We start from the raw sequence: 872 nt of genomic DNA, 5'->3' as shown, positions 1-872 counted from the left end.
GGCTTGGCCAGAACCTGGCCGCGCTCGACACCTTCACGATCAACGCCGCGCAGCAGCGCGCCGATGTTGTCGCCGGCCTGGCCCTGATCGAGCAGCTTGCGGAACATTTCCACGCCCGTGCAGGTCGTCTTGGTCGTCGGACGGATGCCGATGATCTCCAGCTCCTCGCCGACCTTGACCACGCCGCGCTCGACGCGGCCGGTCACGACCGTGCCGCGGCCCGAGATCGAGAACACGTCTTCGATCGGCATCAGGAACGGCTTGTCGAGCGGACGAACCGGCGTCGGAATGTAGGCATCGACCGCAGCCATCAGCTCGCGGATCGCGTCTTCACCGATCTTCTTGTCCGAATCCTCCAGCGCAGCCAGAGCCGAACCCTTGACGATCGGAATGTCGTCGCCGGGGAACTCGTTCTTGGTCAGAAGCTCGCGAACCTCGAGCTCGACCAGTTCGAGCAGCTCGGCGTCATCGACCTGGTCGACCTTGTTCAGGAACACCACGATCGACGGCACGCCGACCTGACGGGCCAGCAAGATGTGCTCGCGGGTCTGCGGCATCGGGCCGTCGGCGGCCGACACGACCAGGATCGCGCCGTCCATCTGCGCGGCACCGGTGATCATGTTCTTCACATAGTCGGCGTGGCCGGGGCAGTCGACGTGAGCGTAGTGGCGGGCAGCCGTCTCGTATTCGACGTGCGCCGTCGAGATCGTGATGCCGCGCGCCTTTTCCTCAGGAGCAGCGTCGATCTGGTCGTAGCGCTTGTATTCGCCAAAATACTTGGTGATCGCCGCCGTAAGCGACGTCTTGCCATGGTCGACGTGGCCAATCGTGCCGATGTTCACGTGAGGCTTGTTACGCTCGAATTTACCTTT

Annotated in this window: 1 protein-coding gene; it reads right to left on the bottom strand. The window is 63.5% G+C overall.

From position 1 onward, the window contains the following. A partial coding sequence (tuf, locus tag AC0L3E_RS34555; protein ID WP_473606904.1) for an elongation factor Tu occupies nt 1–872 on the bottom strand: 872 nt, incomplete at both ends.

The organism is Mesorhizobium sp. WSM4822, assembly GCF_055811155.1.
This window is presented reverse-complemented; position numbering and strand designations above follow the sequence as displayed.